Source organism: Trinickia camelliae (assembly GCF_053525655.1).
Map to the genome: position 1 here is coordinate 17,081 of NZ_JBCHAA010000030.1, position 25,656 is coordinate 42,736.

A 25,656-nucleotide genomic window follows, 5' to 3' on the forward strand; every position below is an offset into this window, starting at 1 on the left:
ATACCGTTATGCCTTCCTCGAATAGGCCGTCTTGCGAGCGCACCGCAAGACTGATCGGCGTCGCTTTATTCAACGGTTTCGCGCTGCCACGCGTGGCCGGAGTCGTAGAGGTTTTCCATGCGGCCGATGATATCGCCGGATCGGCGAAGCGCGGTGAGACACACTACGATATCTGCCTCTTATCGACAGCGGGCGGCAGAATCGCGAGTTCGTCGTCGGTTTTCGTTTGGACCGACAGCGTCGAAACGCATCATCATCTCGACACTTTCCATGCGTTATTCATCGCCGACGGCATGGGCCTGGGCAACGCCCTGCGCGACGAACGTCTGATCGCCTGGTTGCGTCGCACCTGCTCCCGCACCGAATCGATCTTCCCGATCGGTGAGGGCCGCTTGCTGCTCGAGGTGTCCGAGCACAGACCAGCCACCAGCGGCCTAACCTCGAGCAAACGCGTCACGAAGCTCTTGCAAAACGCCGCTGGCGCTGCCCCGGTCGCGGAGCCTGAGGACCCGTTGCGAATCGCGCTGTCGATTATTCAGAAGGACCTGGGAATCGAAACGGCCCGCCAAACCTCGGCTCGCGTCACACGGTCAGTCGAGATGCAATTCACAGCGATCGTACGTCAGAGCGCGTCGGTTTTCGTCAGCGAAAGGATCCAGAAATCTGCCCGCTGGCTGGAAGCAAACAGCGACCGGCCCGTCGCGATCGATGACGCCGCGCAGATCGCCGCCATGAGCGAACGGAGCTTCCTGCGGCGCTTCAAGATGGAGATGGGAGTGACGCCCTCCGACTACCTCCTGTACATCCGGCTCGACATGAGCTGCCGCCTCCTCGTCGAAACCAACCTGCCGATAGACAAAATTGCAAGGCGCTGTGGCATCGGCAGCGGCGGGCAGCTGTCGAAACTGTTTCGCAAACACCTCGCCGCCACGCCTACGGAATATCGCACAAGCAAGCGCGCGGAACGAGGACTCGATCAAGGGAGCGCCGTCTAGCTGCGCGGCAAGGTCACGGTCAAACGTGTGTGGTCGTCCGTGTCGCTGGTATCCATCGCGATACGGCCGCCCTGCGCCTCCGTCAGCAATTTCGCCGAGTATGTGCCGACACCGCTGCCCCCGGATTTACCGGCCGTGGCGTAGCGCTCAAAGAAGTGGGTACGCAGCGCGGACGGCACCGCGCCTCGATTTTCGATCACGACTCGCAACGGCGTTTCGTCGTGCAGGCTGATTCTTACCAGCCCGCTGTCAGGCGACGCCTCGCATGCGTTATTGATCAGATTTTGGAAGATCGACTGGCATAGCACTGGGTCGCCCTGAGCCGTCATTTTGGATGCCTCAGCATCACCTTCCACTTCGATCTGTAGCGTCTTGACGGCGAAGGTCGCGCGCGCCAGACCGGCACTATGCGCGATGATCTCCCCCACCGCGACCGGCACCGGTGACAACTGAAAACGCCCCGTTTCGATCTTGAACAGCTCGGCGGACAGATTTAGCGCGCCCAACGCCTGCTGCGCCGCCTTTTCGATTTGCCGGACCCGCTCACTATGCACACCCGCCATAGGCGCTGTTTCCGAGAATTCGCGTATCAGGCTGACGACACCGGCAATCGGATTGCGCAAGTCGTGACGAAGCATGCGTTCGACGTTCTCGCGCAAACGCGCGTTGGCGAGCATCGTGTCGTATTCTTGTTGCCGTTGCTTGTATAACTCGACATAGCGGATGAAATTCCCGACTCTGATCTGCAGCAGCTCGCTATCGATGGGCTTGCTGACGAAATCGACAGCGCCGAGATCGTAGCCGCGGCGTTGCGACTCGCTATCCGACAAAGCGGTCACGAAAATCACGGGAATGTGCTCGCTATTCGGATGCTCGCGCATCTTGCGCGCCACCTCGAAGCCGTCCATGCCCGGCATCATCACATCCAGCAAGACGAGATCGGGCGGAACGTCGGCGGTACAGATCGCCAGCGCTTTCTGGCCGCTGTCGGCGACGCGCACGCGATATCGGTCCTCGAACAGGTCGGAGACCAGGCGCAGGTTTTCGTGGGTGTCGTCGACCACCAGAATGGTGGGCTTATGCTCGACCGCGGGTGTTTCCGATTCGGTCAGGCCAGCGGTTTCAGGCGCGATGCGCTGCAGCGCGCCGACAATCTTGTCCTCCATCCGTTGGGCCGTATAAGGCTTGACCAGCAGATCGGAAACGCCGCTCTTGATCGCCGCCTCGACCTGATCGCGCTCCACCTCGGCCGTGATCAGTATCAGCGGAATGTGCGCCAGGCGCGAGTCGCCCCTGATTCTGCGCAGTAGCGTCAGACCGTCCATCACCGGCATGTTCCAGTCCGACAGGACCATATCGATAGGCTGTCGCGCGATGACCTGCAACGCTTCCCGGCCATTCGCGGCAAATTCAATGTTCGCGATATCCAGCGCGCGCAATTGAGTCGCCGCAACCTGGCGCATCATCGGCACGTCGTCCACTACCAGGAAATTCAGTTTCTTGAAATCGAGCTGATTCATTGTCGATTCACCGCTTGTTCCAGATGCTCTTGCACGTCATGTCGTTCGGATTCGCTGTCCGCGTACTGTTGCGCGATCACATGCCATTCACTCTGGATCGCCAAGAACGCATCCACCACGTCCGGGTCGAAATGCGCGCCCCGCTCTTGCACGATAAACGCGACCGCCTGCTCGTGCGAAAGCGGCGCTTTATAGATACGGCGGCTGATCAAGGCGTCGTAGACATCGGCCAGCGCCATCAGCCGGGCCGAGATCGGAATCGCGTCGCCGGCTCTCCCTTCCGGATAGCCATCGCCATTCCATTTTTCGTGATGCGAATAGGCAATTTCCTTGGCCAGATCGAGAAACGCCACCGGCTTACCCAAACGCCTCTCGGCTTGCAAAATCGCATCGCGGCCTAACGCGGCATGACGCTTCATGATTTCGAACTCCGCCGGATCGAGTCGCCCCGGCTTGAGCAGGATCCGATCCGGAATCCCGATCTTGCCGATGTCGTGCAGCGGCGCCGATTTGAACAGCAGCTCGATGTTGTACTCGGTCAGGAAGTCGCTGAACCGCGGGTGCGCCTTTAATTGATGCGCCAGCGCCATAACGTAATGCTGGGTCCGCAATATATGGTTGCCGGTCTCATTGTCGCGAGTCTCGGCCAACGAGGCCATCATCAGGATGGTCGCATCCTTGATCGCCCGCACCTCCTCGGTACGCCGGGCGACTTCCTGTTCCAGAAAAGCGGCCTTGTCGCGCAGGAAATCGGCCGCCGCGTTCAACGTCAGATGCGTCTTGACCCTGGCCAGCACGATAGGCGCACTGATGGGCTTGGTGATGTAGTCGACGGCACCCAGCGTCAGCCCCTCCTGCTCGTCCTCCACCTCGCTCTTCGCCGACAGGAAAATCACCGGGATGTCTCGGGTTTCGGGGGCCGCCTTGAGTTGACGGCACACTTCGTAGCCATCCATGTCCGGCATCATGATGTCGAGCAAGATCAAATCCGGCGGCGTGGACGAGCGAGCGACCTTCAATGCCTTCGCGCCGTTCGGCACGACCTTCACGGTGTAAAGATCTTCCAGCAGATCGTTCATCACCGAGAGGTTCTGCGGCGTATCGTCGACCACCAGGACCACGGCCTTGCGGCCGAAATCGGGATCAGCATCCATTGCGGCACCTCGTCTTTTCTTTGTAGGTTATTTTTCGGCCAGGGCCGGTAGTGCATCCGTCAGGACCATCAACGCAGTCTCGAACTCGAACTGGCGCACGGCTTCGGCCAAGGGACGGAATTTTTCCGACAACGCCGCGGCCAACAGCGGACTATTCTCGTTGAGCACCCGCTCCGCCTTGGCATTGTCGTCCGCCAGCAGATCAGCGAGCTCGCGACAGATGGCGTGGACTTGAGCCTCGTCCACGACGCTTGCGACTTCCTGGACTTCGACCGGCAGCGCCGCCTCGATCGACGCGATTTGCCTCGCCAGACCGAGCCGCACAGCTTCGAGCCATTCGGCAACCGGTTCGGCCAAACGGATGGCCTGCTCGAGGTTCTCGCTGTCCAGCTGCAATGACGTGGCGCCGATATTGCCCGCCAGCCCCTTCAAGGTATGCGCGAGCCGTTCCGCCGTGCCCGGATCGTTGCCGTCCAGCGCCGCCTGGATTTTTTGCGCCGCATCGCCTTGACTGCTCACGAATCCGCGCAGCATCAACCGATAGCGAGCCGGCTTGCCCAATACGCGCCGTAAGCCCGCAGCCATGTCCAAGCCTTCGATTGCTGCCGGGAAGTCGGCCGCCACGCCCGCATCCCTAACGGCTTCCGGCTTGCCCGGCGCCTGAGCCGCCGCAGCTGGGCAACGCGGCTTGACCCAGCGCAACAACGCGCGCCACAACTCGTCAGGCTCGATCGGCTTGCTCACGAAATCGTTCATGCCGGAATCCAGGCAGCGCTGCCGGTCGGTCTGCATCGCGTTCGCCGTCATGGCGACGATGGGCAACGCGGCCAAACGCGGCATGGCGCGCAGGATACGGGTCGCCTCGATGCCGTCCATCTCCGGCATGTGCATGTCCATCAAGATCAGGTCGTAGTGGCGCGCCTGAGCCATCGCGGCGGCAATCCGGCCGTTGCCGGCGACTTCGATCTCGAGGCCCGCGTCGGCCAGCAATTCGCTCGCCACCTGTACGTTCAGTTCGTTATCCTCAGCCAGCAGCACCCGGGCGCCCTGAATTCGATTCAGATCGAGATCGGCGACCTCGACGGAACCGGACTGCTCTGCGCCGCGGCCCTCGACAGGCGGCCAACGGCCGAATAGGCGCATCAACGTATCGAACAGCGCCGACGCATTGATCGGTTTCACCAACACGTCCATCAAATCGGCTTCTCGCGCCAAAGCCAGGACCTCGTTGCGGTCGTGGGCGGTCACCATGGCGAGCCTGGGCGGCCGTTGCAGCGGCATGACGCTGATGCGCCGCGCTGTTTCGATTCCGTCCATGTCCGGCATTTGCCAATCGAGCCATACCGCTTCGAACGCGCGCTGTTCCCGGTCCGCCTGCTCAATCGCGGCCAGCGCCTCGGCGCCGGAGGCGACACCGATCGCCTCGAAGGTCATCGCATTGAGCAGATCGGCCAGCACCATGCGCGCGCTGTCGTTGTCGTCGACCACCAGCATCCGTTTGCCGCGCAGATCGGGGGCCGGCAGATAGCTGCGCGCCTCGGCCTTACCCAAACCCAGTTTCGCGGTGAACCAAAACGTTGAGCCGACGCCTGGCTCGCTATCGGCACCGACCTCCCCGCCCATCAAACCGGCCAGCTGTTTCGAGATCGCCAAGCCCAAGCCCGTGCCGCCGTACTTGCGGGTCGTCGACGAGTCGGCTTGCTCGAAGCTCTGGAACAACCTGTCCATCTGCGCTTCATTCAAACCGATACCGGTGTCTCGGACACCGAAGTACAGCAGCGCGCCATCGGCACTCTGTTCGCGCAAACGCACCACGATGTCGACTTCGCCCCGCTCGGTGAATTTGACCGCATTGTTGGCGTAGTTGATCAGGATCTGACTCAACCGCAAGCTGTCCCCGACCAAATGCATCGGCACGTCCATCGCGACGTCGAACACCAGTTCCAGCCCCTTGGCGGACGTCTTTTCGACAATCAGACTGGATACTTTGTCGAGCAGCTCTTCCAGGCTGAAATCGGCGTACTCGATGGTCAGCTTGCCCGCTTCGATTTTGGAGAAATCCAGCACGTCATTGACAATGCCCAGCAGATGTCCGCCGGATTGCTGAATTTTCTGGATGTAGTCGCGCTGCCGCTCGTTCAAGTCAGTCTTCAAGGCCAAATGGCTCATGCCGATGATCGCATTCATCGGAGTGCGAATCTCATGGCTCATGTTGGCCAGGAAGTTCGACTTCATGCGTGTCGCGCTTTCCGCAGCTTCCCGCGCGACCCGAGTCGCGTCCTCCACCTGCTTGCGTTCGGTCACATCTTGGCAATATCCGTTCCAGAGTATTGAGCCGTCCTTCGACGGCGGATTGGCGTAGGCGAAGGTCACGATCCAGCGCCATGCTTCGGCAATCCGAACACGCACCAGGATTTCGCCGGTCGAGCAGCTAACCCGATCCGCCCTCACGCGCGCAGCGGTTGCGAGCAGTTGCCGGCGCGCCCCGTCCAGGTCGTCGGGATGCACATGGCGCCAACGCAATTCCGCGTCCTCCATCAGCTCTGCTGCCGGCACCCCCAGCACGTGGACCACGTGGCTGCTGATGAAGTTGTAATGGGCGACTTCCACGCTGGTGCTTTCCATCTGGAACATCGCCAACGGCAATGCATCCGACATCACGACCAATCGCTGCTTGGACGCTTCCGTCTGCTGGCGCGCTTGCTCGATCGCGGCCTCGGCCACCTTACGCGCCATCATGTCGATCACGATCACGATGACCGACGACAGTTCGCCGCTGGCATCGCGCACGGCCGCCAAGCTGATATCAGCCCATCGCGCGGTGCCGTCCTTATGTCGGTATCGCCCTTCGGTGCGCTCGAAATTCCCGCCGGCGCGGAATCGTTCGCCCAGCCCCAACAAGCGCGATCGGTCTTCAGGCATCAGCAAGAGTTCATCGGGAATGTTCTGAATCTCATCGAGGGAATAGCCGAGAAAGTCAGCGAATGCTTGATTGCTCTTGCGCTTCCTGTCCCGCGAAATATTCAATATGCCCACCGGGGCGTGATCAAAAATCGCATGAAAGAACGATTCACGACGTATCACTTCGGCCCGGCTGGACTCCAACTCGCGCGTACGCTCGACGACCTTCGCTTCCAGCGTCGCGTTGCTCCTGGCCAATCGCCCGGTTGCTTCTCGCAGCGTGATACGCATTGCGTCTTGAGCTTGCGCCAACTGCGCGATTTCCCTCCAATTGCCCGACGCCTGCACCGGCCGCTCCAGATCCAACTGGCCGATACGCCGCGCCTCGGCGCTCAATTGCACGAGCGGCCGCGCGAATTGGTGAGCCATCCACGTGGCAAGCAAAGCCCCCGCCGCGATAACGAACAGACCTAGCTCCAGCAGGCCCTCCAATGCCTCGCGGGAGTCCGGAATGAAGTCGCTCTCTGGCGCGGCCACGCCCAGCCATAAGACTTGGCTGCCGATGTTCGTCGGGCGGAACAGGCTATACCACGCCACTCCGTCCACGTGATAGCGCAGCAGCCGGCTTGGATCGTTTCCGGCCATCCGCCAGCGCGACAGCCCTTTCGTCAACGGCGTGACCCCCAATTGAGCCACCGTACGCAGGGTGTTGACCTTCAGTCTTTCCTCGTCCGCAAAACGTGCATCGTTCGGCAGGCCCATCACGCGGCCGTCAGGAGCCAGGACGGCGCCCCAGCCGTGACTGCCCGCCACCAAGTGCGTGGTAAAGCGCGACAGGTTGAGCAGGTTGACATCGTGACTCACCACATATTGGGTGCCGTCGGGCGCCGTCCAACGCATCGATGCCGTGATACCCGGTTCGCGGGTCGTATAGAAAATATATGGGTCAGTCCAGGCAACCTGGTCGTCGCGGGGTAACGCCAGCGCAGCCTTGAACCAGGGACGCGTGCGCGCGTCGTAGTCGCTTTGCTTCATCTCCACTTTGACTAACTCGCGCTGCGTGTTCCATGTCAGCCAATAGGTCTTGTCGCCCCAATGGTCAGGATCGCTCAAGCGATTGACCCAAGTGCCGTCGGGATTCAGCAGCAGCAGGATTTCCCGGCCGGATCGGGTTGCCAGCGTCGCCGAGTTGATTTCAGGGTGTTGGGCGATGACCGAGAACAGATAGGCGTTGAAGCCGGGTAAATCGTCAACGCTCAATTGCCCCTGCTCGCCCCAACTCTGGGTCACTCGCGCCGTCTCTTCGACTGCGCCGAACAATTGACGCACCTGCGCTTCCAACTCGCTGCTCGCCTGTGTCAATTGCGACTTCGCGATTAAGTTCACCGCCGGCGTGACGACAAATCGAATCGCGCCTAGCGTAAACACGGCAAGAGCGGCAACGATCACAATCGTAAAGCGCACGATAAGAGCGCTTCGTATTGTCGGTAAATTTCGTTTTGCAAGGCGAGGCAAGCTCGCAGTCACCTTCGTTACCATCGTTTAGCGAAAAGAACAGCCACCAAGCGTCACCCATCATCCTGGGCAGCCCGCCTTCTGAATTTCTCTTAATCTTTTAGTCAATTATCAACGAATGGCATAACGGATACTCCTTCATTTTCCGCCGGCGACAGCAGCATTCCTTACGGCACATTACGCTCCCGCAGCGCACGCGACGCCTTTCTGCGCCCTCCTCGCTTCGTGCCGTTCAGTCGGTGTGACCGCGACCCGCAATCGCCGGATAGATCACGCCCGCAATGATTGCGCCCACAATCGGCGCAACCCAGAAGAGCCAGAGCTGCGAAATCGCCGCGCCGCCGACGAACAGCGCCGGACCGGTCGAGCGCGCCGGATTCACCGACGTGTTGGTGACCGGGATCGAGATAAGGTGGATCAGCGTGAGACATGCGCCGATCGCAATAGGCGCGAAGCCAGCGGGCGCGCGCTCGTCGGTGGCGCCGAGGATGACGAACAGTAAAAAGCCCGTCATCACGACTTCACACAAGAACGAAGCCGTCATCGAATAGTGGCCTGGGGAATGCTCGCCATAGCCGTTCGTCGCAAAGCCGTTCGCCACGAGGTCGAACCCGGGCTTGCCCGTGGCGATCAGCGAGAGCACGAACGCGCCGATCACGGCGCCGATCACCTGCGCGAGGATATACGGCGCAACGTCGCGCGCCGGAAAGCGGCCGGCGACCATCAGGCCGACGCTCACCGCCGGATTCAGGTGACAGCCGGAAATATGTCCGATTGCAAAGGCCATGGTGAGCACGGTCACGCCGAACGCCAGCGCGACGCCCGCGAAACCGATGCCGAGCCCGTGAACAGGGCCTGCGAAACTGGCGGCGAGCACGGCGCTGCCGCAGCCCCCGAGCACCAGCCAGAAAGTGCCGAACATTTCGGCGATGAGTCGTTTTGATAAGTGCACCGTATGACACCTCATATAGTCGATCAGAACCGGCCGATAAAAATGGCCGTCTCCGGCAAGTCGCCGATTGTAGGCAGTCAACTGATCGACAGGTATCAAGAATTGTCAATTCCGGCGAGCTACCACCGCTGAGCCGTACAAAGAGCCCGCAGGCAGCGCGCCAAGCGCTCGCGTCGCCTTATTGGAAATTGCCGCGGACAAGCAAAGACTTCGTAAGCAATTCGGAGAGCGCCGCCGCATCGCTGCAGCGGCTAGCGGTAGTCCAACATTTCCAGCGTGAAAGAAATAAACTGCGCGAGTGAACCGCTACCCTCAACTTTTCCCTGTCCGGGCCGAAAACAAGACCGACTGAGTTCTCTCTTTCCATACACCGTGCCCGACAAGCATGCCGAGGGCACACGACTATACGAGGCAGCACATGGATGCTAAATCACTCGCCATCTGGTCGACCTGTATCGGAATGCTGTCTGCGCCATGGACCACGGCGTGCTACGCAGGGGCGGTTAGCGCGTACATGCCGGTCGGAATCGTGATTCGCGATGTTTGCACGGTGACGGGCGGCGCGGCGAATTTGCCGGTGGTCGTCTCATGCGCGAATCCGTCCACGACGGCCCGCATCTCGACCTCCGCCGAAAGCGACACGGCGACGTCGGACGTCGCCACCTCAACCTCCATCGACGGGATCGTTACGATCTCGTTCTGATCCGCTCGACAATCAGAAGCTGATCGTCGCCGTTACCGTATCGCTATACGAATCCGGCCGGGGCGTCGTCTGCACCGGCACTTTGCCGTATACCGTCACCGTCGCCGCGGCGCCCGTGCCGGTTCCGGTCACCATGCTCGTGCTGCTCGTGCCGTCCCCCCAGATCGTACTTCGGGCGGAATCGGTATACAGCTGATAGCTGACGGTCGATCCATACGACGTCCCCGCCATCTTCCTTGCCGTGACACTTGCGCTCGTGCTTCCGCCATTCAGCGCAAGCTCCCACGCGTCGCCGGATGTGCATTGCACCGAGATCGTGCTCGTTGCTGTCAGCGCTGAGGTCAGCACCGAAGTGCTCCCGAAGCTCATCGCCGTGGCGCTGATGTTGCAGTTATTGATGACGTTGGCAGTAACGGTAAACGGGAATCGCACCCCAGTGTTCAGCGAACTGCAGCTTGGCAACGTGGAGTCAAGCGAGTAATAGTAGTCGAGTCGGGTGTGCGTGCCAGAAAAGCTGTCCGTATAGGTAGTTGTACTGTTGCTGAGCGTCGGTACGGTTGTCTGTCCGGAAGGAATCTTGGCATACATGGAGACGGTTGTAGACGTGGTCTGCGCGGCCAATGAATAATTTGTGCTCATCGTGTACGAGGCCGCCGAGGACGCTGTGGTGCTACTGGTGGAACCCCATACGGTTGAATACGAGGAATCTGTATAGATATTGAACGCAAGGGTGTCCGACGAGCTGTCCGCAAGATAACGGGGCACCCACGAAGACGACGCCGTGCCGGTGCCGAGATTCAGGCAGACCCGGACATAACGGTAAAGCGTCAATGCCGGCCATGTGCACGTCACGGTCACCGTTCCGGACGCAGTGACCGCCGTATTGGCGATCGGGCTGACCGAGCCGAAGGCGATGTCGGACGCGGTCGCCGTGCATGCTTGCGCTCGCGCGGACTGACCGAAGCCGAGCAGCAACCCCGCAAGCACAATCATGACCATCCAGTAACGTTTCATCGCGTGCCTTCCTTTTAGGGTTTGCAGACCACGGGGCCGATCGTCGGTAACGTCCCGTTGCCGGGGCGCCGGTAAACAAACGTCGCGACGCAGTTGAAGTCCTTGCCGGTCACCGTCAGGTGGTTCTCCCGCTGCAGGCCGTCGACGAACGTCAAGCCGTCGTAGCCCGTCACGGTATCCCGCCCGCTCTCGGTGTGATGCACCGATGCGCCCGCGGGAAGCGGCTTGCCGGCCGGATCGGTCAAGATCACCGACGCTGCCGCGTATCGTTCGATCGGGAAACGGGCGAGCACGCCCGACTGCGCCTTAGGCACGATCACCTGATTCGTGTCCGCGATCCGCATGTCGGCAGGCAATCCCAGCGGATCGATCGCCACGGTGTTTTTCTGATACGCGTTCAGGTCCGGGACCAGCAAGTGGCCGCTCGCATCGGTCACGCCGATCACGCGGTTTTCATGCAGTACCGGGATGCCGGCCACGCCGTCCGTCGAGACGAGCGTGAAGCCGTCGTCGATCCTCCGGGCGGCCTCGACCGTCCCGTCCATCACCACGATCGCGCCCGCAACTTCGAGCGCCTCAGTGCTCTTTCCGGCCGTGCTCTGCGCGGTCACCGTCGCGCTGCCGTAGCGGCCGAGATATTGGAGCTGGCCTTGCGCGTAACGCACGTCCTGCGCGTTGCTCGCCAGCGCGGCCCATCCCCAGCCGCCGTCGTAGTCGGCCGGACGCGCTGCGCCAATGCTGTCGTTCGTCTTGCCGTTCTGGCTGCCGGCGTTCACGGAGATCGACGTCTTCGACCCGAGCGCCACGCTGACTCCCGCGGACACGCCGGTCGTGCGAGCCTGGCCGAAGTCCCGGTACGCGCTGAAGTTCAGCGATACGCCGTTGCTGATCGTCGTCGAGTACGTCAGCGAGCCGATCCGCGAGATCTCACTTGCGGGAACCTTGTAGCCGATGTAGCTCGCCGACACGCTCTGCGCATGCCCGAGAGCCAGGGTCACCGTCATACGATCCGTCAGGCTCGGCGCAGCCGCGCCCTCGACCGAGCCGAGGTCGCCGTAGCGGCGCACGGTGCGGGTCGTTTGCGCGTCGATGCTGAACTGCGGCGCCACGTAGCGGTAGCCGATGCTGTATTGCCCGCCCGTGAAGCGGCCGCCGCTCGCGACAAGGGAGCCGTTGACGACGCCTGCCATCCCCAGCCGCATGAGCGCGCCTGCACCGGCCGCATACAGCGAGGTTGTCGCCTCGGCATGCCCCTCCACGGTCAGCGAGTCAGTCACGCCGTAGCGCGACGACGCGCTGGCGGCGGGACGTGAATCGTAGTCGAACGAATCAATGCCGTAATTGCGCCGGACAAAACCTGCCTCGAACGAATAGCTCTTCAACCCGGCCGACAGTAGCCGGGTATCGATATAAAGCGGCACCGACGTCGTCACGGAGCGCCCGAGCGCGTCGCGGGTGACGACGGTCGCGACGCCCGCGCCGGTGATGCCGGGCATCTGGTTGATTGTGAAAGGCCCCGAGGATACGGTGCCGGCATACTGCTGAACCCCGTTCACATAGAGGCTCACGGCCGTCGGCACGACCGCGGAGCCCGACAACGTCGACACCGGGAACGTCACCAGGTCGGGCCTGAGCGAAAAGTTAGTACTCCATTGAAGACCACCGATCCGAACTGAACGTGTCCAATCGAGCGACGACGAAATGCTGTCACCGATATGCAACGTGTCGAGCGTTGTGGGATCCGAGCGGCTCCATGTCGTGTCATAGCGGACGTACCGGCCGGCGTTGCCGCCAAAGTATGCGGTCCCGGTATTGCTGAGCACCCCGTGCTCATCGAAGTAGCGTGCCTCGCTGTACAGCGCGACCGGCTCTTGCGCATCGGACTGCGCGTAGACGTCGTAGTTGAGCGCTAGGCCGCGTGACGTTGTCGCCGCAGGCAGCGCCTCGGGGACTCGCTCGTTCAGCTGCTGGGGTTTTCGCAATCTGTCGGGTACATCGAGATTGATCGTCTGCGCACCGGGATCGTATTCGTAGCGCAATCCGGAAATCGCATCCAGTGCGATCTCCGACTGCGGCGTGGCGCCAATGTTCGCCAGCAAAAAGCCGACGCGCTCGAGCTCTTCCCCGGTTGTGCTGAGCTTGTCGCCAACCTGCCGAAAGTGCGCCAGCACCGACGTGGATTCCCCATTCACTTTGACATTCAGATACAGGTCGCGCGGCGCGTTAGCCGCGCCAGCGATATCCGGCAAGGTTTCACCGTGGGCCATCGATGCACCGCGCGCCGCAAGGGCAAGCAGAACGCACAAAGTCCGCAGCCTGAGATGGCGATTGCTTGGTTTGTTCATCACACTTCAGATGAGCGGCATCGGCCACTTGCGCCACGCCGGAAATGACCGGTCAATCGTGCGAGACGTTTGCCGTCATCGGCTGTCCATTGACGCGCCCATCGACGGTGACTGCGCCGGTGAGATCGGCGCCGGCGTCCAACGGCAGCCGCCACTCGCGCCGCGAGCCCGCGAGCGCATAGCCGAACAGCCCGCGCGAGACGACATACGACTCGCCCGCCGCGGTTCGCAGTGTCAGCGCGCCGATCTGCGCGTGGCGTATTCCGTGGTTCTCCACCGCCAGGAGCCACGCGCCGTCACGCTTCGTCAGATGCCAGCCGAGCTGCGGCTGGGCGTTCGGCACCGCGGCGTCAACGAACACCGGCACCGAATAGCGCAGGCGCACCTGTACGCCCGTAGCCGGCGTCGTGTCAGCGGAAGGAATCTCGTCGATCAGCAGCCGGTAGCTTTGCTCGGCCGGCACGGGCCCCGGCGCGACGCGCACCAGCCGAATGAGCTGATCACCGTTCGGTGCGATCTGTACGATGGGTGGACTGGCGACGAGGCTCTGTGTGGGTTCGAGCACGTCGCCGTTTTCCTTCTGGGTCCACACGAAGACGCGCACCTGTCCGTACAACGGCGTGTCGCCCGAATTGTGCAAGCCGACGCCTGCGGCGGGCTGGTCGACCCGCAACTCGACCGTCACGGGTGAAATCTGCAATGTGCCTGCTTGCGCGAGCCCGTCCAGCACGAAGGCCAAGACGAGCGCCGCGACACGAAGCATATTGGCCGAACATGGCGCCGCCATGCTCAAAAATAGACGGTAGCCGTTACCGTCGTCGTATAGGTATCGGGCGCCGGCGACGTTTGGGCCGGCACCTTGCCGTAGACCGTGAGGGTCTGTGCGGAGCCGGTACCCGTACCGGAGACGGTGTTGGTGCCTTGCGTGTTGCCCCAAGTGGTCGAATATGCCGAGTCCTGGTACAGATTGAACGACACCGTCGTCGACGTATTGCCGCTGGCCGTGCCGGCCATCAGGCGGGTCGAGACGGACGAACCCGAGACGGTACCGGCATCGAGACCGACGTTGTACGGTGTCGTATTGGTGCAGGTCACCGAGAGCGTCGTGTTGCCTGTCACGGCGGACGTGAGCACACCCGCCGAACCAAAGTTCAAAGCGTTGGCGGAGATCGAGCAGTTAGCGGTAAGCGTCAGCGAAACGGCGAAGGTGGCGGTGGACGTGCCATTCGAATAGGTTGCCGCGGAAGCGCCGATGGGCGCGAGTGCTCCGGCGGCAACGGCGATGGCAGTCAGGGCGGCGGTCAGGCGTTTCATGGTCATTCCTCGGCGTTGTATTAAGGGTGTCGATGAATACCGGGAAATACCATTCATCGATGGGAGCCGAGTCTAGCGGCATTCATTTAGCATGAGAATTGCACTTGACACTCCTTGACTTAAATAAAGAATCAGGAAAGATTTGGACAGCAACGTCGCAATCCACTGGCGCGAGGTTTGTGATAGTTTGGGAACCGAAAAGAATTTAAAAGATCGATGTTGCACACGCATCAGTCTCATGCAGCTCTGGAATTAAATATATTTTTACCTAAGCCTAAAAGCCTCATGGACTATCAAGTCAGCTACGAACACAGTCTTGTCAGCGCACCTGGCGAATTCATCGTCTATGTTCCGACTCAGATGATCACCGATGTGCCAGCAACCGTACCGCGAGTGCTCCTTCCTGAATTCATAGCGGCGCTCATATCGGATCGCTCCCCGACAATCGGCAAGATCCGCAATCTCAAGATTCTGTAACTCAACCGGAACGGTAAAGATCGGTTTTAAGCTGCATTACTGCCACGATACGAAGAGATACTGCTATGGAACGAATTCATCAATTGCCCATCCGGCGCAATTCGTGACAATTGTTGTCAATTGCCAAGGAGATTTGAGCAATACTGATTTCGCTCATCTCGGACAGGATTGCGTCACGCTATCCAATCACAGCTTTTCCACCGAAGCCCCAGGTAGTGGTGTGGCTGTCTGGGGTTTCGTTTTTTCCATCGGTCAGCCGAGCGCTACAGATTGACTTTGTTCGAAATGGCAGAGGCAAGAATCGAGCGCAATATTGAGCTAGCCAAATTTTCTGGTATCGAGTCGATGGAAGGCCTCATTTCATGGATTGTGATCGGCGCAATAGCAGGGTGGCTGGCGGGCCTGCTGGTCAAGGATCAAGGCCTCGGCTTGATCATCGACATCGTTGTAGGCGTGATGGGCGCGCTCATCGGCGGGTGCCTCTCCGACCTGTTGGGCATCTCGCTCGGCAGCGGCCTGATCGGATCTCTCATCACAGCGATGATTGGAGCGGTGATCCTGTTGTTCATCACTCACCCTATCAAGCGCGCCTAAGCAAACGAAAGCACCATGACTCGAACCGACGGAGGCAAACAGGCCACTCGCGTGTTTGTCGCCTCGCCGATCTATAACGACCAATGCTACGGCTCATACGCAAATTCGCTGCTTAGTCTGCAGAAGGCGCTTCTGCAATCCGGTCGCGAGTTCACTTTTGAGTGGACCAAAAATGTCAGCTCGATAGCCCGCGCCAGAAACATCCTCTTCAACCGGTTCTTGCAAGACGCTGCGGCCACACATTTGCTATTCGTCGATTCCGACATGGCCTTCGAGGCGGCCGACGTCATTCGAATGCTCGAATACGATTACGATCTGATGGCCGCGCTGTACCCGAAAAAGGTAATCAGTTGGGAAAACGTCGCGAGTGCCGCGCGGGAGCATCCTGCCCTGGCGCTGGACAGCCTTCCTCTGGTCGCGGGTACGTTCGGAACCTTCAATTTGTTGCCCGACGAGCGGCAAATCCCCATCGATCAGCCCTTTCCTATTGCCTCGGCAGGCACCGGACTCATGCTGATTCGCCGCCGTGTATTTACGCAAATGGCGGACGCCTATCCCGAGCTCATGCTTCGCATAGGCGAAGGCGAGGCGCCCTACTTTCCCGGAGCGGACCGACTACCCGCACTCTTCAACGAGATGACGGCGCCTGATGGGCGCTTTCTAGGCGAGGATATTTCCTTTTGCGAAAGATGGCGTGCGATAGGAGGTCAGGTACATGGGTGCGCCTGGTTCAAGATCCGGCACCTGGGGACTTATGAATATGCCTCTGACATACGCGCCATGGCGCAACTGCAGGTGGTCGTCCGGTAGCATGCGCTGCTAAGCAAAGAAGCGGTCACAAACGTTGACAATTCCGGCAGTACAACGCCCCTATATTTAAGGACGGAGATCCTTTGAAGTGTGGCCTTACTACACCCGATAGATCGCTTCGATTTGGACGGAGCAAGCAGCATCGACAATGCGGATGACGGTCAGCCTCAAACTTGAGGCGCGCTTACAAGGTGGCTCGGCGCCGCGCTGCGCGCCATGTATTGGAACGGATATTTAGGGACTTGCAGTGAAAACTCTTCTGAACCGCGGCGGCGCGTCGCTTCTCGCCGGCGCCTCACATCTCTTCCCGGCCGACGAAGGTACCGCGGCCGAACCAGTGAACAGTGGTGAAGCGACCTCGGACGCTATCGCTTCCACTGCCCCAGAACTATCCCCGTCCGTGGCGCCTTTGCGCTCGGTAGCCGCTTTGCCCCCGCATATCGGCGGAAGAGCGGTACAGGTCGCCGACATCGCGGAAGTCGAGTGGCTTACCAAAGAACAAACGCTGACGCCGTTTCGCGCGTTTGTGAGCTTCGACTATTCGGCGAGCCTGCTATTTCACAAGAAAGAACTGGACTACTACGTCACGCTGTATCAGGACGGCTCCCTGTGGCGAGCACTGAAAGCAGTCGACCTCGATAGCGCGCAGGCCGCATTTCACCACTTCGAGGAACAGATCGTGAGACTATCGGAAGGCGAGATGCGCCGGGCGCAAGTCGAAGCCCAAAACGAACAGTTGGCGCGGATGATCGCGCAATCGGAAGTGCAGGCCGAGCGCCTGCGCAATGATCTGCAGCGTAACGCGACTCACGAGCAGCTCGCCGCGAGTCGTCAACATCAGGTTCGCAAGGAAGTCGCCCAAAGCGAGGCGCAACGCGTCGCTGCGCGTGCTCAACTCAATCGCGCGCTTCGTCAGGTTCACCAGCTCATGCTGGCCAACAACGAAGGCATCCCGCATCTGCGCAATCGCTAGCACTGGCACGCTGGGGCAAGCGCGTTGCTTCCGTGATTCGAGCCCGTATCGCAGCGCTTGCCAACGTTGCTCATTTCGCGCTCCGCCATCTCGTTTAGCGTAGAGACAGCACGTCCGACCCGCTTCCCTTCCAACGCTCGAAGTCAATGAGTTCGAGTCGGTAGCCGTACTTGTGAATCGGCGTCAACAGGTAGCCATTTTCCGGACGCAGCCCAAGTTTCTTTCGCAGCAAAGAAAGATGCGTGTCGATCGTTCGCGAAAAAACTTCCTCGGTTTGCCTCCAGATCAGGCTTTGGATATGCATGCGCGACAAGGGCTGGTTAAGATTCTGGAACAATAGGAGCGCGAGATCGAACTCTTTTTGTGTGAGCGGCACCAGTGCCCCGTTCACGCGCACCTGCTTGGGGCTGAGTTCGAATTCAAACTTGCCGAACACTTTCTTGTTGCCGGCTCGATTCGCCCCGTACGCCCGTCGAAGCAAAGCGTTGACTCGAGCGAGCAGCAAGCCTGCCGACACAGGCTTGACGATGTAGTTGTCGGCGCCGGCCGTCAAGATCGAAACAGCGTCGGGTTCCTCTCCGTGCGTGGTCGTGAATATCACGGGGGCAGACGTCTCTATCTTCAACCGCAAAGCCCGCATGATTTCGGGGACGGTGAAGTCGGCAACCTGTTCGAGAACGAACAAATCAAAGTCAGAATCTTCGCATTCCAGAAGGAACTCATCCGGTTTGGGAAATTCGTGGCAGGTGTGACCACCGGCCTCCAATGCGTCGCGCACGAAACCGCTTTGCAAAGGATCTTCACCAAGAATCGCAATTCTCATTTACTCACCAATAGACTTTGCCGACCGCGGCTTGATCCGTCATCCAGTTTGATGACAGTTTATGGGCATGCGCAGCTCCATAGCGGTTCGGTGACAATAGTTCAAAAGAAAACGCGGAATCAGGCCGCGCGGCGTGCAAATCCGGTTCGTCAACGCATCGATGAATTCGTCTCGACGGACAGCGGACTCAGTTGACGACTCACCTGTGCGATATCGTTCAGGTCGAGCGTGGCCGTGCTGGCCTTGAGCGTCAGGAACGCAACCAGCGTGTCGTAGCTTGCGCGCATCAGGTCTCGCTTGCCGGTGTAGAGCGTGTCGAACGCGTGCAGCACATCGGTATTCGACCGACTGCCGACCTTATAGCCGAGCTGGTTGGCGACTACGCTATCCGTTGCGGTTCGTGTCAGGCGCATCAGTGCACTGATGCGTTCAAGGCCGCTGTGAAAGCGCGCAAAGCTATCCCGCGCATCGTTTCCTGCCTGACGTTGCGCGGACTCCAGTGCGCTGTCCGCTTTGTCCGCTCCCGCATACGATTCCTTCAGATGCGACTGCAACTCTCCGCCTTCGAAAATCGGAATCGTGATCGTCAGCATCGCGGTCGTAGTGGTCGTCGGCCGAGAATAGCCGGAGGCGGCGCCCGCCGGAGAGTAGCTTCCCGTCAGGCTCACGACCGGATATTGCTCGGCTCTCACCTTCTTGATTTCGAGTTGCGCCGACTGCACGTCTGTCTGCGCAAGCTGAACTGGATAGCCTCCGGATTCGGCCTGAGCGGCCCAACTGTCGGCGTTGTCGGGTTCGAGATGCGGCAGCATCAACTCGCTCGAAAGCCGAGAGAGATCGCTGAACGGCCTGCCCGTCAGTTGCGCCAGGGCGCGGCGCTTGGCCTGCATGTTCTCGTCGGCCTCCATTTGCTGCACCTGCGCGGCTTCAAGGCTCACCTGCGCGTCGCGCAAATCGATTACTGTCGCTTCGCCACCGGATCGTTTATGGCGAATGAGGTCAAATTGGCCCGCGACGGCCGCTGCGTAGTCCGTTGCCCTGCGCAATTCGTCCTCCGCCGCCAGCTCGTCAAAATAGGCACGTGCGGCACGCAACAACAGATCTTGCTGCGCTTGAGCGAGTTGAATCTCGCTACGAGCCTGCACGACGCCGGCCTCTTTGTAAGTCACCCAGCGCCCCCAGTCGAACAACGGTTGTGACAGCACGACCGTCCAGCCGTTCTGCCAGTAGCTCACGGGCGGATAACCCTGCGTGGCTATCCGGTTGTCGGATCGCCCCCACCCGCCGTCGAGATGAGGGAGCAGCGCCGCCCTCGCTTTCGGTACGGCCTGTTGTCCGATTTCGTAGTCCGCGCGCGACTCCGACAGGCCCGCATCGTGATCGACCGCCTCAGTCACGATGGCCAGCAAGTCTTCCGCTCGCACGCATTCCACGCGAGCGAGGCAATACGCCAATATCAAAGCCGATAACCACGACTTACTCGCCCAGGGCGAGCGTACATATGACATCACGCGCATGCGGCACCAGTTCCCCGTCGATCAATTCATATCGCACATCAAAAGCCGATGCGAGGTCCCTGTCGTGCGTGATGACGACGACGGTCCGATCCAGCCCCCGCAGCAATTCGGCGATCCGGTGAACCGACGACGGATCGAGATTAGACGTCGGTTCGTCAAGCAACAGCAGTTCGCGTTGCTGATAAAGCGCCCGGGCGAGCAGCAGCCGCTGGCGCTGCCCCGCCGAAATGTTCGCGATCGTGTCGCTGATGACCGTGCGTGCGCGCATTGGCAAACGCATGATGTCGTCGAGCAGCCCGACATCGTTCAGGATGGCGTGGATGCGGCTTTCGTCCGCGTTGCCGGCAAAGAGCGAGACGTTATCCGCGATCGATCCGTGCAAGATGATGTCCCCCTGTCGCATGTGCGTCATGTGGCGCCGGATTTCATCAACGGCCAGGTTCGGCCACGCGATGCCATTGAGCAGGATTTCCCCCTTCTGAAGCGGCTCCGCCGCTGCCAAAAGCTTGAACAGTGTCGACTTCCCGCTTCCGGACGGACCGGTGATAGCGATCTTGTCGCCCCGCAGTATCTCGATCGATGTGTTTCTCAGCACTGGCCGATCGGACACCCCATATTGGAATGTCACGTCACGTACGGCGATTCGATCGAACGCCTTGACCTCGGCCGCCTTCTGCGTGTCTGGCAACAACGTGTAGCGTTCCTGCTCGCTTTCGACGATGTCGCCCACCCGAGCCGCCGGCACGCTCAGCATGAGGCCGGCGAACGTCGCATTGATCGAGCGGGAAAAGCGCTCCGACATCAGCGTTTTGTATATGGAAAACGAATAAAACGTGCCGATCGACAGGGTTCCCTTCAACATGAGCCGTGCAGAGAGCCATGTGACAATGATCAAATCCGCGTAGTTGATGAGCTTGAGCACGGCATCGCGCTGCGCGACAAGCCGTTCGCTTTGAAGCAGCGCGGCGGCATACGACTTGAACTTCGACATATAGCGTGCCGTCCGGCGCGCTTCGCTCGACGACAGCTTGATCAGCGAAGCCGCCCTTATCGTCTCGATGAGCATGTCGTCGCATCGGGCCGACTCTTCGATCACCAAGGTATGCGCATCCCGCATGCGCGGAAACAAAGCGAACGAGACCACGACGTAGGCCAGGAAAATGAGCAACGCCACCGCCGTCAGTTGCCCGCTTTGCACCGCCATAACGGTGAGCGACAGCATGCCCACGGCTAGATCGATTGCAAGCACAATGAGCGTCTTTGTCGCGTAAGCATTGATCTCGTCCTGCGCCTTCACTCTTGAGAACACGTCCCCCACATTGCGCTTTTCGAAGTAGGCCAGAGGGGCCCGCAGCAGATGGCGAAGAATGCCCTCGGTCACGTTGACGCGCGCGAGACCGCTCACGAGTTCAACCAGATAGGCCTGGACGTACTGGCTCAATGCGCCTGCCGCGAAGATGCCCGCGAACGTCAGCGCCAGCACGTTCAAGAGGTTCAGATTGTCGGCCGATACGACATAGTCGAGCACGAGATTGCCGAGGTAAGGCATCGCCAAAATGGCGAACTGGCTTCCGAGCGCTGTGAACCACACCTTGAACATCTGCTGACCGAGTTCGGGATTCAGCGCGTGCATCCTCGCCAACGCCGCCGGCACGCGCGAGCGCGCACGAATACGCGGCATCTCGGCGGTCGGCGCGCACTCGAGCAGGTAGCCGGAGACTGCGGAGAGAAACGTGTCGATCGATACCCGACGGCGCCCCGCGGCCGGATCGACAACCTGGACGTATCCCCGCGCCAACTTTTCGAAGACGACGAAATGCGCGCCGCCAAAGTGGAGAATCGACCCAATCTTGAGACTCGGCAGATCCGAAGCATCGAACTTGTATGCTTGGACGGAAAGACCGAATGCCTCTGCAATATCATAAAGATCCGTCAACGACAGGCCGTTCGCCGAGATCGGCCGGAACGCCGAAAGCTCGCGAACCTCCGTCGCCCGCCCCAGGTGCGTAAGCACCATGGCGAGGCATGCGTAGCCGCAGTCTGCGACTTCATTCTGGTAGATGACACGCATGTGCTCATCCTCTGAACATGCGGAAAAGCGGCGCCAGAACCCACTCGGCAATGGTCCTGCGTTCGACCACGATGCTCGCCGTCGCCCGCATGCCCGACAGGATCGGGAAACGCTCCTTGCCGAACTGGAACGTATCGCCGCGCAGCGTCGCCCACGCCATGTATTCGCCTTCCGATCCGGACGCTCCAGGCGACGCACGCGCGGCGGCCGATGCGCCGACCGTCGTGCCCGAAATCGAATCGATGTGCGCCTCGTACGTGCCGAAGCGCGCATAGGGAAACGCGTCGAACTTGAGCCGAACGATCTGGCCCGCGCGCACGAAGCCCCGTTGCCGTGAAGGAATCCGCAAAGCGGCGATCAACGGCCGGCGCGGCTCAGTGCCAATGACGAGCGCCACATCCCCCGCATCCAGCGTGCGCCCCGGCACGAGACTCGAAAACGTCACGACACCGGCCTTCGGTGCGGATATCGTCACGTTTTCGCGGAGCTGCTCGTACTTCAAGAAGATGTCCTGAACGTCGCGCGAATGCTCTGCCGCCTCCTCTTTCAGCTTTGCCGCGAGCTCGGCCTGAGTCCCCCGCAGCGTCTCGATGTCGCCGAGCAGTTGCTGCTGCCGCGCCGCGCCTTCCTCCACCGCGACCTTGCGTTCGTGCACGTCAGCGCTGGCCTGCTCGATCCTGTCAGCCGTCACGTACTCGGACATCGACTTGAGGCGCGACAGCTTGTGTTCCGTCTCCGCGGCCAACTGACGATCTTGCGTGATCTGAGCGGCGACCGAGCGCATCTCGCCCTCCTTGGCGCGCTCAGTCAAATTGACGGCCGTCAATTGCGCGTCGATATCGGCACTGCGCTGGCGAAACTGAGCGTCGGCGGCCCGGATTTGATCGTTGCGCATCTGTTCGTCGAATTGCTGGCGTTGGCGGCCATCGCTGGACAACGACAAGTCTCGGTCGAGCCGAAACAACGGGGTGCCCGGTTCGACTTGTTGGGTCGGGCGGACGTAGATGGCCGCCACGATGCCCGTCAGGCCTTGAATCTTGACCTCGGACGACGACACGATTTCACACGGAACGTCTTGCTTGAGCTCGACCTGGCCCAAAAAAGCAAAAACGATTGCGGCGATCACAACGACGGATGCCGCATAAGCAATCCATCGCCAGGGAACATCCCTGAATTGCGGGAGATGGGTGACTTCCATGACTCAACATGCCGGTGACGAAATTGGCGGCCCGATGTTCCGCGGACGCGTCCGCGACCGGCGACAAAAAAATGAAGGTGCTAACTTTCCACACCTTCATTTTTCCGGAATCAAACCGGCAATTTAAACCGCCGAGGTGGCCCCGCCGCTCGACGACGAACCACCGCACGCGTTCGTCTGAGCGGAGCTTCCGCCACTACTGCTGCTGGTCTTGCAGCTACCGCCGGCAACCTGCGATTTTTCCAATTCACTACGTGCGACTTGTTGCAATTCACACCTCCATAGAACGACGTCAAAACAAAGCTGATGAGCATCAGCCAACCCTAAAGGAACCGCCCCTCTCTGATAACCTTTACTGGGATCTCATGATTGCTTCGCAATCCGTATCGTCTTTGACGGCTATCGAAGTCAGTTCCAGTACGGTAATTCTATCTTCGCGCAACCTTTATAAATGACAACACTTGTCACGAATTGATAAATTCGTGGCAAATGCCAGTGGGACGCCGGCGTCTCGCAGGCAACGCGCTATCGAACCGGCGCAAAGGCGTACATCGACGGATGCCCCGCCATGATCCACTGCGGATAGTTGTCTTCCAGGGCGGCCGCAATGCAGTCGGCCACCTGCTGTGGGGCATCGGGAGCCGCCAGCGGTATCAAATCAAACACCCGGGCACTGAACCTTCCGTGCTCGAAGCGAAGATAGAACGGCAACAGCAGGGCATCGGCCGGCGCACCGATCCGGAACACGCCGTTATGGATGCGGGCGGGACGTCCGTGAAGCGAGACCTCGACCGTTTCCATCGGATATTGGCGCATCGCAAACGGCGGGACATCGGCGAACAATACGACGACGCCGTCGCGCCTCATCGAGCGTGCGACACGCATGCCCAATCCGTTGCGGTTTTGATTTCCATAGGTATAGAGCACGCGTATGCCCGGAATCAGCGCTTCGTCGTCGCCGTAGCGGTCGCGCGGGACGCCCGACACCACCGCGATCGAAGCCAGGCCCATCACCGCGCGCAGCGCGTCGACAACCTCGATGTTCGCGTACTGGGACACATAGTGAAACGGCGCCACAATCACCGGGCGCTGTGCACCGGCTTCTTTGGCTTGACGGATTTGCTTCGCCAGTTCAACGGCAATGGCCTTGAGATCGGGCCACATTTCGCTTGCGCGATCGTGCTGCCTGCTCAGATAGACACGCCTGTCGAGTAATTTCTCCAAGGCCGCCGCCGAAACAGTCCGCAGTGCGCGATCGGGCGTGAGCGCCAGTGTGTCGCGCCCCATTTCGTAGCGGGCAATGCCGTGCCAACGCGTCCTGGCGTCAAACAGGCTGCGCGCGCACCACCCCGCAATCGCCAGCCACTCGATCGATGCGAGCGGCAGACGTACCAGAAGTGCGCGCCGCAGACGCCGCCCGTGCCCCAGCAGACTGTTCCACAAGGCGCGCGGCAGCATGACTGCCGATCCTTTTCGATACATGATGTGGCGACTCCGTCCGCCCTACCACTTCCAGCCCATGCCGGCGTTCACGCCGTACTGGTTGCCTGTCGTGGACACGCCGGCGCCCCAGGACCATCTGCCGGAACCGGCTAGCGCCTTGAAGTTGATAGCGACCGCGCTATAGCCTTGGAAGGCACCTACGCCCACGCCGAGTTCCATCTCGCCGGGATAGAGCGACGGCATGTAGCTGCCGGACATCGCCATGCTCATCGCGACGCCGGAGTAGGCTATCCGGGCCACGTTGTTCACGTTCTGCTGGACCGCGCTGAGCTGCGACACGTTTACCGCGTCGGTCGCATTCACGCCCGGCGCGACGTTGGTGATGGTCCGCTCATTGCCGGAAGACCCGACCGAGACGGAGTTGGCCTGGCTTGCCACGGAGTTTGCCCCGATCGCCACTGAGTTTGCACCGCTTGCCACCGCGTTGGAACCGATCGCCGTCGACTGGTTGCCCGACGCCTGCGCCTGGTAGCCGAGCGCGATCGCGCTCTGTCCGTTTGCCGTCGCGCGAAAGCCGATCGCCGTCGTATTCGCCGCCTGGGCGACCGACTGGCCACCGAGCGCGACCGCCCCATCAGCGCCCGCATAAGCGGTATCGCCGACAGCCACGCTGCTCTCGCCGGACGCGCTGGCATTCGTGCCCATCGCCAACGAGTTGACACCCGTCGCGCCGTCGTTGCTGTAGTTGCTCTGTTCGACACCGTTGTCGTTGACGCTGTAGTAGTGCGTGCGCGTCGTGGAAACTAGTGTCGACAGCGAGCTCAGGCCGGTGGAGGTCGACGTGGACAAGCTCGTCACTTCGCTCGTCGTCGTGCTCAAGCCGGTCGACAGAGAGGCAACGCCGGTGGAGACCGACGTCGACAGCGAGTTGATGCCCGTGGATGTCGACGTGGACAGCGAACTCAAGCCGCTCGAGAGCGCGCTGATGCCCGTCGAGGTCGAGGTCGAAAGCGACGACATCGTGCTGTTGGTTGTGCTCAGGCCAATCGAGAGCGAATTCGCTGTCGTGGACGTCGAGGTGGACAGGCTCGCGAGGCTGCTGTCGGTCGTGCTCAAGCCCGTCGAGAGCGAACCGACACTCGTCGAGGTGGACGTCGACAAAGAGCTTTCGGTCGTGTACTCGGAGGTCGACAAGCTGGCAATGCTGGTGGACAGCGAGCCGACTGTTGTCGACGTCGACGTGGACAGACTCGCGACGTTGCTGTCGGTCGTGCTCAAGCTCGTGGAGAGCGAGCTGACGCTCGTGGACGTCGAACTCGACAGGCTGACGATGCTGG

At 60.6% G+C, this 25,656-nt stretch carries 21 protein-coding genes; 7 read left to right on the forward strand and 14 right to left on the reverse strand.

Going from position 1 to position 25,656, the window contains the following annotated elements; genetic code table 11:
* Nucleotides 1-8 precede the first annotated feature (8 nt).
* A complete protein-coding gene (locus AAHK20_RS32075) occupies nt 9-995 on the forward strand; it encodes a helix-turn-helix domain-containing protein (RefSeq protein ID WP_449185539.1) in 987 nt (328 codons plus the stop codon).
* Here the strand turns inward: AAHK20_RS32075 and AAHK20_RS32080 are convergent.
* The 4 genes from AAHK20_RS32080 to aqpZ form a co-directional block, all read right to left on the reverse strand.
* Entirely contained in the window at nt 992-2,515 is a 1,524-nt protein-coding gene (locus tag AAHK20_RS32080) for an ATP-binding response regulator (RefSeq protein ID WP_449185540.1), read from the reverse strand. The genes AAHK20_RS32075 and AAHK20_RS32080 overlap by 4 nt on opposite strands.
* Entirely contained in the window at nt 2,512-3,669 is a 1,158-nt protein-coding gene (locus tag AAHK20_RS32085; RefSeq protein ID WP_449185541.1) for a response regulator, read from the reverse strand. The genes AAHK20_RS32080 and AAHK20_RS32085 overlap by 4 nt, the downstream gene beginning before the upstream one ends.
* A 27-nt stretch (nt 3,670-3,696) precedes the next feature.
* Nucleotides 3,697-8,034, reverse strand: coding sequence for a response regulator (locus AAHK20_RS32090; protein ID WP_449185542.1), 4,338 nt, complete (start codon nt 8,032-8,034; stop codon nt 3,697-3,699).
* Between the two features lie 283 nt (nt 8,035-8,317).
* Nucleotides 8,318-9,037: an aquaporin Z gene (gene aqpZ, locus AAHK20_RS32095; RefSeq protein WP_449185543.1), complete on the reverse strand. Its 720-nt coding sequence runs from the start codon at nt 9,035-9,037 to the stop codon at nt 8,318-8,320.
* Between the two features lie 418 nt (nt 9,038-9,455).
* Between aqpZ and AAHK20_RS32100 the strand changes: the two genes are divergently transcribed.
* Nucleotides 9,456-9,740 (forward strand): hypothetical protein, encoded by a 285-nt coding sequence (locus AAHK20_RS32100; RefSeq protein ID WP_449185544.1) that lies wholly within the window; start codon nt 9,456-9,458, stop codon nt 9,738-9,740.
* A gap of 12 nt (nt 9,741-9,752) precedes the next feature.
* On the opposite strand, the gene AAHK20_RS32105 is transcribed toward AAHK20_RS32100, so the two are convergent.
* The 4 genes from AAHK20_RS32105 to AAHK20_RS32120 form a co-directional block, all read right to left on the reverse strand.
* Nucleotides 9,753-10,754 carry a Csu type fimbrial protein gene (locus tag AAHK20_RS32105; RefSeq protein ID WP_449185545.1) on the reverse strand — a complete coding sequence of 334 codons (1,002 nt, stop codon included), beginning with the start codon at nt 10,752-10,754 and terminating at the stop codon, nt 9,753-9,755.
* Nucleotides 10,755-10,768: 14 nt separating this feature from the next.
* Nucleotides 10,769-13,021, reverse strand: coding sequence for a fimbria/pilus outer membrane usher protein (locus AAHK20_RS32110; protein ID WP_449185546.1), 2,253 nt, complete (start codon nt 13,019-13,021; stop codon nt 10,769-10,771).
* 130 nt (nt 13,022-13,151) lie between these two features.
* Nucleotides 13,152-13,829, reverse strand: a complete 678-nt coding sequence (locus tag AAHK20_RS32115; RefSeq protein WP_449185557.1) for a fimbrial biogenesis chaperone — start codon at nt 13,827-13,829, stop codon at nt 13,152-13,154.
* 59 nt (nt 13,830-13,888) lie between these two features.
* Nucleotides 13,889-14,419 (reverse strand): Csu type fimbrial protein, encoded by a 531-nt coding sequence (locus tag AAHK20_RS32120; RefSeq protein WP_449185547.1) that lies wholly within the window; start codon nt 14,417-14,419, stop codon nt 13,889-13,891.
* Between the two features lie 279 nt (nt 14,420-14,698).
* Here AAHK20_RS32120 and AAHK20_RS32125 point away from each other — a divergent pair, with 279 nt between their 5' ends.
* From AAHK20_RS32125 to AAHK20_RS32140, 4 genes are all read left to right on the forward strand, one after another.
* Nucleotides 14,699-14,890, forward strand: a complete 192-nt coding sequence (locus tag AAHK20_RS32125; protein WP_449185548.1) for a hypothetical protein — start codon at nt 14,699-14,701, stop codon at nt 14,888-14,890.
* Nucleotides 14,891-15,235: 345 nt separating this feature from the next.
* Nucleotides 15,236-15,484, forward strand: a complete 249-nt coding sequence (locus tag AAHK20_RS32130) for a GlsB/YeaQ/YmgE family stress response membrane protein (protein ID WP_449185558.1) — start codon at nt 15,236-15,238, stop codon at nt 15,482-15,484.
* Between the two features lie 15 nt (nt 15,485-15,499).
* Complete coding sequence (locus AAHK20_RS32135; protein ID WP_449185549.1) at nt 15,500-16,294, forward strand: hypothetical protein; 795 nt, start codon at nt 15,500-15,502, stop codon at nt 16,292-16,294.
* A 427-nt stretch (nt 16,295-16,721) separates the two neighbouring features.
* The gene (locus AAHK20_RS32140; protein WP_449185550.1) at nt 16,722-17,267 is read left to right on the forward strand and encodes a DUF2968 domain-containing protein; all 546 of its coding nucleotides are present in this window, start codon (nt 16,722-16,724) and stop codon (nt 17,265-17,267) included.
* Between the two features lie 94 nt (nt 17,268-17,361).
* On the opposite strand, the gene AAHK20_RS32145 is transcribed toward AAHK20_RS32140, so the two are convergent.
* From AAHK20_RS32145 to AAHK20_RS32170, 6 genes are all read right to left on the reverse strand, one after another.
* The gene (locus AAHK20_RS32145; protein WP_449185551.1) at nt 17,362-18,090 is read right to left on the reverse strand and encodes a response regulator transcription factor; all 729 of its coding nucleotides are present in this window, start codon (nt 18,088-18,090) and stop codon (nt 17,362-17,364) included.
* Between the two features lie 149 nt (nt 18,091-18,239).
* A complete protein-coding gene (locus AAHK20_RS32150; protein ID WP_449185552.1) occupies nt 18,240-19,499 on the reverse strand; it encodes a TolC family outer membrane protein in 1,260 nt (419 codons plus the stop codon).
* A 67-nt stretch (nt 19,500-19,566) separates the two neighbouring features.
* The gene (locus AAHK20_RS32155) at nt 19,567-21,678 is read right to left on the reverse strand and encodes a peptidase domain-containing ABC transporter (protein ID WP_449185559.1); all 2,112 of its coding nucleotides are present in this window, start codon (nt 21,676-21,678) and stop codon (nt 19,567-19,569) included.
* Between the two features lie 4 nt (nt 21,679-21,682).
* On the reverse strand, nt 21,683-22,876 hold the full coding sequence (locus tag AAHK20_RS32160; RefSeq protein WP_449185553.1) for an HlyD family secretion protein: 1,194 nt from the start codon (nt 22,874-22,876) through the stop codon (nt 21,683-21,685).
* A 525-nt stretch (nt 22,877-23,401) separates the two neighbouring features.
* The gene (locus AAHK20_RS32165; RefSeq protein WP_449185554.1) at nt 23,402-24,334 is read right to left on the reverse strand and encodes a lysophospholipid acyltransferase family protein; all 933 of its coding nucleotides are present in this window, start codon (nt 24,332-24,334) and stop codon (nt 23,402-23,404) included.
* 45 nt (nt 24,335-24,379) lie between these two features.
* Complete coding sequence (locus tag AAHK20_RS32170) at nt 24,380-25,177, reverse strand: YadA family autotransporter adhesin (RefSeq protein ID WP_449185555.1); 798 nt, start codon at nt 25,175-25,177, stop codon at nt 24,380-24,382.
* Here AAHK20_RS32170 and AAHK20_RS32175 point away from each other — a divergent pair.
* Nucleotides 25,161-25,656, forward strand: a 496-nt coding sequence (locus AAHK20_RS32175; RefSeq protein WP_449185556.1) for a hypothetical protein, incomplete at its 3' end; no start/stop codon positions are given. The genes AAHK20_RS32170 and AAHK20_RS32175 overlap by 17 nt on opposite strands.